Source organism: Saccharopolyspora galaxeae, from assembly GCF_016526145.1.
GTDB classification, from domain to species: domain Bacteria; phylum Actinomycetota; class Actinomycetes; order Mycobacteriales; family Pseudonocardiaceae; genus Saccharopolyspora_C; species Saccharopolyspora_C galaxeae.
This window is the reverse complement of sequence record NZ_JADDUE010000017.1, coordinates 91,688-98,761: the sequence shown is the minus strand read 5'-3', so window position 1 is coordinate 98,761 and position 7,074 is coordinate 91,688. Positions and strand designations below refer to the sequence as shown.

Below are 7,074 nucleotides of genomic sequence, written 5' to 3'. Positions count from 1 at the left end.
AAACCCAACGCCGCAACGCCTTCGACCCCTGGCTACACACCTACAACCACCACCGCGCCCACACCTCCCTCAACGGCCACACACCAGCCCAACGCATTCACAACCTCACAGGGCAATACAGCTACCCGACCACCTATGCAGACCGAGATCGAAGATCTCAACGGCGCTTCTTGGCGGGGACTGGCTTCAGTTGCCGCTCGCACTCGCAATTGCTGTCGTAGATCGCTTCCGCGGTGATCGTCGGGCCGTCGTTGAGCCCGGTCACGATGGTCTCGCCGCGGCGCGACTCGGTGAGCCAGATCTGGTTCTCGTCGGTGAACGCGACCTCGTCCTCGGTGAGCCCCATGGCCGCGCGCAGCGTGCCCGCCAGCCACGCGGCGACTTCTTCGGGGGAGTGCATCACCTCGTCCGGATCGAGCATCCGCCGCTCCGGCGCGGTCAGCGCGTTCGAGAGCGTGGATCGCTCCACGTATCCGTGGTGGTGCAGGCCGTTCGCGTGCTGCGGCATGTCTCCCCTTTCTTGGCCGAACCCTCCCCAACGTAGCCGCACGCCGCGCCCGCGATCGAGCACCCGGGCCATCCCGGCTACGGACCGGGGCATTCCAGTTCGAGCGCGGCGCTGATGTGCTGGTGCGCCCGGGCGGTGGTGAGCAGCTCGGCGAGCCAGCGGCTGGAGAGCCCTTCGACCAGAACCGTCAGCCGCTCGGCCGCGGGCTCCGGGTCCACTCCGGGATCGACGCTGCCGTCCTGCTGACCTTCCGCGACGAGGCTAACGACCGTGCTCCGCCACGTCCGGCTCGCCGCGTCGACGGCCGCGCGCAGGCTCGGGTCGAACACGGCGGCGGCGCGGAATTCGTTCCACACCGCCGAGTTCGTCCGCACCTGGGCGGTGTCCTGGAACTCGCTGGTGAGCTGGTGCTCGAGCCGGGCGCGGCCGGGCAGGCCGTCCGGTGCCCGGGTGTAGCCGCCCGCGCGCTCGTCGACGAACTCCATGGTCGCGGCGAGCAGGCCCGCCCGGCTGGTGAAGTGGTAGTACAGCAGCGTCGTCGACACTTCCGCTTCGGCCGCGACGGCGTCGACGCGCAGCCCGCGGATGCCGCTGCTCGCGATCACCCGGCAGGTGGCTTCGAGCAGCAGTGCCTGCCGATCGGCGGTGCTGAGCCTGGTTCTGCGGCTCATCGCCGTGGCTGCTGCTGGGTGGCGCAGTGGATACCGCCGCCACCTTCGGCGATGTGATCGATGCGGACTCCTACGACCTCGCGTCCCGGGTACAGCTCCCGGAGGATACCGGCGGCCCGGTCGTCCGCGGCCCGGTCGCCGAAGGCCGGCGCGATCACGGCGCCGCCGGCCACGTAGTAGTTGATGTAGGAGCCGAAGAAGTCCTCGCCGTGCCTGCCGATCGCGCCCGGATCGGGCCGCGGCAGGTCGACGATCTCCGGTTCCCGGCCCGCCGCGTCCGTGGTGCTCGTCAGCACGGCGCGAGCCTGGTGGTACTGCTCCGAGTCCGCTGGCCCGGGCCGGTCGAGCAGCATCGTTCCCGGCGAGGTGCAGCGAACCAGACCGTCCACATGGGAATCGGTGATGTCCGCGCCGCGCACGCCGGGGAACCAGATGACCTTCCGCGCGCCGAACGCGGCCTTGAGGCCGGCTTCCAGTTCTGCGCGGGACCGTCCCGGATTCCGGTTGTCGTTGACGATGGAGCTCTCGGTCGCCAGCAACGTGCCATCGCCGTCGACTTCCAGTGCGCCGCCCTCGGTGACCAGCGGAGCCGGGATGCGCGGGATTCCGAAGTGCTCGAGCAGCCGCCGCGCCACCTTCCCGTCCGCGGGGTGGCGCTGCTTGCCGCCCCAGCCGTTGAAGCGCGTGTCCACACCGGCCAATCCCGACTCGGTGCGCACGAACGTCGGACCGGTGTCGCGCAGCCACAGGTCGTCGACCGGAACGGGCAGCACTTCGACGGCGCCGCCGCAGGCACGACGCGCGTCGTCGGCTTCGTCCGGACGCGCGAGCAGCACGACGGGCTCGAAGCGGGCGATGGCGCGTGCCAATCCGGCGATGTCGCCGCGCACGCTCGGCAGGTCACGTCCCCACGGCGCGTACCGCGACGGCCAGCCCATGAAGGTCCGCTCGTGCGGTGTTTCCTCGGCAGGCATCCGGGTTTCCCCGGCAGGCACCCGGCTTTCTTCGGCAGGCACCCGGGTGGTCGCGGACGTTCCGGTGCTCGCAGCACCGGTTCCGGGACCTGCGAACGAAGCGCAGGCGGTCCCGAGCCAGCCCAGTGCGCAGCGACGGCTCAGCATGATCAGCACTCCCTACTTACTGAAAACTCAGTAAGTAAACTTACACGCAGGGCTCACCCGCGGAAAGGAACGCGCGATCGCGCGGCCCGGAGCTCACTGCCCGACCTGGCGCCCCTCGGGATGTACCGGGCAGCTCGGCCGGGCCGGGCAGCGTGGGCAGTCGGAGTTCTCGGTGGCGAGGAACGCCGGGCCGACGCTGGAGGCCGCGGCATCGTGCACCACGTCCAGCCACACTCGCAAGCGGTCCTCGTCCAGGCCCGGCTGCTCTCGTTCGGTCCACTGCCCGTCCCGGGAGGACTTGGCGACGTAGAGCAGGCGGGCACCGCCCGGCTGCGGCCCGCCACCGGCATCGGGCCGGCCACCGTCGTCCGTGAACGCGCCAGCGTCCGAGAACGCCCCCAGCGCCGCCGCGAGCTGGTAGACCGCCAGCTGCGGGTGCTCCTGCGCCTCGTTGCCGCTGACCGGCGACTTGCTCGTCTTGATGTCCACCACGACGGGCCGGCCGCCCGGGTCCGCCTCCAGCCGGTCGACGCGGCCGCGCAGCCGCAGCTTCGGGCCGCCTTCCCGCCCGGGGACGGTCAGGTCCAGGTCGCGTTCCACGCCCACCTGGGTCAGCTCGTCCCGGGAGGTCGCCAGCCAGCCCAGGAACGCTTCGACCATGCCTTCCACCCGCCGGCGTTCGTGCCGGGAGAACCACGGCGCACCGGCGTCCACGTGCTTCCACGCCTCGTCCAGCGCGCGGCGCAGCTGCTCGCGATCGGCGCCTTCGGCGGCGGTCTGCACCAGGGCGTGCACCAGCGAGCCGGTGATCGAGGCGAGTTCGGCGGCGTCCTCACCGCCGTGGCGCTGCACCATCCAGCGCAGCGGGCACTTCGCCAGCACGTCCACTGTGGATGGTGAGACGCGGACCGCTTCGTCCTCGGTGATCAGCGGCTCGGCCGTGGACGTCTCCGGCAGGCCGTACCAGGCGTCCGGGTGCGCGCCGGGCACGCCCGTCGCGGCCAGCCGGGCCAGCTGCGCGGCGGCCCGCTCCCGGCGGCCGGGCTTGGCCTCGCCGTCGCAGACCACGCGGCGCAGCTCCGCGACGAGTTCGGCCAGCACCAATCCCCGCTGCGGGCGCAGCATCGGACGCTGCTCCTGTTCCCCGGTCGCGACGCCCTCGAGCTCGTCGAGGAAGCGGGAGGGCTGCTCGTCCTCCCCGCGCACCGCGCTGACCAGCAGCGAACTCCGCGCGCGGCCTGCGGCCACCAGCAGCAGGCGGCGCTCCTCGGCCAGCAGCGGCGCGGTCGCCGACACCCCGCCGTCCACCCCGGAGGCAACGTCCACCAGCCGCTCGGTGCCCAGCAGTGAACCGCGCAGCCGCAGGTCCGGCCAAACCCCTTCCTGCACCCCGGGAATCGCCACGACTTCCCACTCACGCCCGCCGGAGGCGTGCGCGGTCAGCACCGCGACCGCGTCCCCGGCCGGGGCCGAGGGCGCCAGCGAGCTGCCCGCGATCTGCTGCCGCCGCAACTCGTCCACGAAGCCGGTGATGTCCGAGCCGGGCAGCCGGTCCGCGTACTCCGCGGCCGCCTCGAACAGCGCCACCACCGCGTCCAGGTCCCGATCCGCCTGCGCGCCCGCGATACCGCCGCGCTCGGACAGCGTCAGCCAGCGCTGCTCCAGGCCGCTGGCCTTCCACACGCGCCACAGCGCCTCTTCGACGCCTTGGTGGGCCACCTCGCGCGCGGTCGCGAGCAGCGCGGCCAGCCGCCGGGCCGGGCGCGCGGCCTCCTCTTCCAGCCCGGCGAGGCGGTCGCCGTCGTGCAGCACCTCCACCAGCAGCTCACCGCTGGAGCGCTGACCGCTCGCCGCGGTCTCCAGCCTGCGCAGCCCGCGCCGCAACTTCCGCAGCGCCAACGGGTCCACCCCGCCGAGCGAGGACGACAGCAGCGCCTCCGCGGTGTCCGGATCCAGCGACTCCGGCCGCGCCGCGCACCGCAGCAGCGTCAACAGTGGACGGACGGCGGTGCGCTGGCCGAGCGGCACGTCGTCCACCGGCAGCACCAGCGGAACCCCGGCCGCCAGCAGCGCCCGCCGCAGCACCGGCAGCGACTGCCCGGTGGAGCGCACGATCACCGCCATGTCCGACCACGGCACCCCGTCCAGCAGGTGCGCCCGGCGCAACTGGTCGGCCACCCACGCAGCTTCCTGCGCCTGCGAGCCCAGCAGCCGCACCTGCACCGAACCGCTCGAACCCGCGGGGTTCAGCTCGCGCTGCGGACCCGCGCCGGGCAGCCCCGCGGCCAGCCTGCCGACCGCGGTGTGCACGGCCGCGGACATCCGCCTGCCCGCGGTGAGCACTTCGGTGCGGTCCGGCTCGGACTCGGTCAGGCAGCGGGAATCCGCGCCGCGGAAGGAGAAGATGGCCTGATCGGGATCGCCCGCGAGCACGAACTCCCGCGCACCCCCGGCGAGCCTGCTGATCAGCCGGTACTGCTGCGGGTCGAGGTGCTGCCCGTCGTCCACCAGCAGGTGGCGCACCCGGGACTGCTCATCGGCGAGCAGGCCGGAATCCCCGCCGAACGCGCCGAGCGCGCTGTTGACCAGCGCCGCGGCCTCCAGCGCGCCATCGCCGAGGGACACCGTCCGCTCGTACTGCACGCCGAAGCGTCCGGCGGCGACCCACTCAGGGCGGTCGTGCTGCGAGCCGAGCGCGATCAGGCGCTCCGGAGGGATGTCGCGTTCGGAAGCGCGGGTGAGCAGGTCGCGCAGTTCCCCGGCGAAGCCCTCCAGCGGCAGCGCGCCGCGCAACGGCTCCGGCCAGTTCCCGGCGCCGTCCTCGATGTCGCCGTCCAGCAGGTCGCGCACCCAGGCGTCGTACTGCGGGCCGCTGAGCATCCGCGGCGGCGGCTCCTCCGCCCGCAGCGCTTGCGCGCGCAGCACCGCGTAGGCGTAGGAGTGCACCGTGCGCACCAGCGGTTCCTGCGCGGTGCGCAGCCCGGCGCCATCGGTGAGCCGTTCGGTGATCGCCGCGCGCATCCGCGAAGCCGCCGCCCGGCCCGAGGTCAGCACCAGCACGTTCTCCGGCGGCACCGCGCGGCTGCGGATCCGCTCGGCCGCGGCCTCGGCCAGCAACGTGCTCTTCCCGGTCCCCGGTCCGCCGAGAACGCGCAGGAATCCGCCGTCGTTGTCCAGCACCCGGCGCGCGGGCTCGTCCCACTGCGGCGCGCGAGCACCACCGGAGCGCCGGACCAGCATCGGGGCGCTGTCCGGGGGCTTCGCAGGAGACGATTTCGGGGCGGTCACGGCCCGATGGAACCACGAGCCACCGACATCGATCACCCGACCCGCGGCGCCGCCCGGGAAAAAGGGCAATTTCCCATTGTGCCGCGGATCACTTCCGCGTTTTCCGATGTGGACCGAACAATTCGCTGGCCAGGTCCGATACAGGCCGGGAAAGAGGTGGTGCATCGACCGGCCGATGGGAGCAGATCCCTCTTACTTTTGGTGGTACGAACCAATTTCGGATTCTGCGAAGGTGCGCGGTGCCACGGACCCCGCCGTGGCCGACGATCTCTCCCCGAAGGAGGACCAGTGGGCAAGCTCGGCAAGCACCTGCTCACCCTGGCAGGCACCGGTGTCGCCGTCACCTGCGCCGCGGCGCTGAGCGCGGGCCCCGCGCTGAGCGCGCAGCAGGCCCCGGCACCGGCGGCGGAAAGCCCGGTCGCCGCCTCGCCGTACCTCTACAACGGCTGGGGCTCCCCGCCGTCACCGTCCGAGGTGCAAACGGCCAGCGGCATCAAGGACTTCACGCTCGGGTTCATCCTTTCCGACGGCGGCTGCAACCCGGCATGGGACGGCACCAGGCCGCTGGACGGCCAGGACAAGGCCACCGTCGAGGAGATCCGCGCGGGCGGCGGTGACGTCATCCCGTCGATCGGCGGCTGGAGCGGCAACAAGCTCGGCGAGGCGTGCACCGACGCGCAGTCGCTGGCCGGGGCCTACCAGAAGGTGATCGACGCCTACGGCCTCAAGGCCATCGACATCGACATCGAATCCACCGAGGTGGAAAACCCCGAGTCGCGAAACCGCGTGATCGAGGCGCTGAAGATCACCAAGGAGGCCAACCCCGGGCTCAAGACCGTCGTCACCTTCGGCACCACCACGACCGGCCCGAACGAGAACGGCAAGGCGATGATCGCCAAGGCCGCGGAGATCGGTGCGGAGATCGACGTGTGGACGCAGATGCCGTTCGACTTCAACGGCAGCGACATGGCCCAGGACACGATCACCACCACCGACGCGCTCAAGGACCTGCTCAAGCAGTCGTTCGGCTACGACGGCGCCGCCGCCTACGCGCACGCGGGCATCTCGTCGATGAACGGCAACACCGACCAGCAGGGCGAGCACGTGGACGTGGCGGCGTTCCAGAAGATGGCCGACTACGCCAAGCAGAACGGGCTCGGCCGGTTCACCTTCTGGTCGGTCAACCGGGACCGGCCGTGCACCGGCGGCGGAGCCGACAGCTGCGGCGGCGCCGAGCAGCAGCCGTGGGAGTTCTCCGGAATCGTGGCCGGTTTCGCCGGCTGAACGACGCCGGACGGACCGCGAGCCGCGCGCCGCGGTCCGTCCGGAACCCACTGCCGTTCCCGCGCTCAGCACGAAGCCCCGGCGCATCCCCGAACTTCCAGCGGTATTTCCAGGTCCCGGCCCCGCATTCGTCGATTCCACGTGCCGATCACCGGTCGACGACAGCGCGATCCCGGAGCCGTTGCGCCGACCGGAGCAGCAC

General features: G+C 72.1%; 5 protein-coding genes and 1 pseudogene. 2 read left to right on the top strand and 4 right to left on the bottom strand.

What is annotated here, in order from left to right; genetic code table 11:
- A pseudogene (locus INP57_RS27820) lies at positions 1–122 on the top strand (IS481 family transposase); the annotation flags it as partial.
- A gap of 35 nt (positions 123–157) precedes the next feature.
- Here INP57_RS27820 and INP57_RS27815 read toward each other — a convergent pair.
- The 4 genes from INP57_RS27815 to INP57_RS27800 all read right to left on the bottom strand — a co-directional run bounded on the left by INP57_RS27815 (position 158) and on the right by INP57_RS27800 (position 5,540).
- Positions 158–508 carry a hypothetical protein gene (locus INP57_RS27815; RefSeq protein WP_200073334.1) on the bottom strand — a complete coding sequence of 117 codons (351 nt, stop codon included), beginning with the start codon at positions 506–508 and terminating at the stop codon, positions 158–160.
- A 77-nt stretch (positions 509–585) separates the two neighbouring features.
- Complete coding sequence (locus tag INP57_RS27810; RefSeq protein WP_200073333.1) at positions 586–1,179, bottom strand: TetR/AcrR family transcriptional regulator; 594 nt, start codon at positions 1,177–1,179, stop codon at positions 586–588.
- On the bottom strand, positions 1,176–2,153 hold the full coding sequence (locus tag INP57_RS27805; protein ID WP_200073332.1) for an agmatine deiminase family protein: 978 nt from the start codon (positions 2,151–2,153) through the stop codon (positions 1,176–1,178). Before INP57_RS27805 ends, INP57_RS27810 begins: the two co-directional genes overlap by 4 nt.
- 240 nt (positions 2,154–2,393) lie before the next feature.
- Complete coding sequence (locus INP57_RS27800; protein ID WP_200073344.1) at positions 2,394–5,540, bottom strand: ATP-dependent helicase; 3,147 nt, start codon at positions 5,538–5,540, stop codon at positions 2,394–2,396.
- Between the two features lie 336 nt (positions 5,541–5,876).
- On the opposite strand from INP57_RS27800, the gene INP57_RS27795 reads away from it, so the two are divergent.
- Positions 5,877–6,872: a chitinase gene (locus INP57_RS27795; protein WP_200073331.1), complete on the top strand. Its 996-nt coding sequence runs from the start codon at positions 5,877–5,879 to the stop codon at positions 6,870–6,872.
- The last annotated feature ends 202 nt before the right edge of the window (positions 6,873–7,074 follow it).

What these genes read in the sequence shown, in the direction of transcription:
- INP57_RS27810 (WP_200073333.1), bottom strand. Translation starts at nt 1,179, where the DNA reads ATGAGCCGCAGAACCAGGCTCAGCACCGCCGATCGGCAGGCACTGCTG.
- INP57_RS27805 (WP_200073332.1), bottom strand. Translation starts at nt 2,153, where the DNA reads ATGCCTGCCGAGGAAACACCGCACGAGCGGACCTTCATGGGCTGGCCG.
- INP57_RS27800 (WP_200073344.1), bottom strand. Translation starts at nt 5,540, where the DNA reads ATGCTGGTCCGGCGCTCCGGTGGTGCTCGCGCGCCGCAGTGGGACGAG.
- INP57_RS27815 (WP_200073334.1), bottom strand. Translation starts at nt 508, where the DNA reads ATGCCGCAGCACGCGAACGGCCTGCACCACCACGGATACGTGGAGCGA.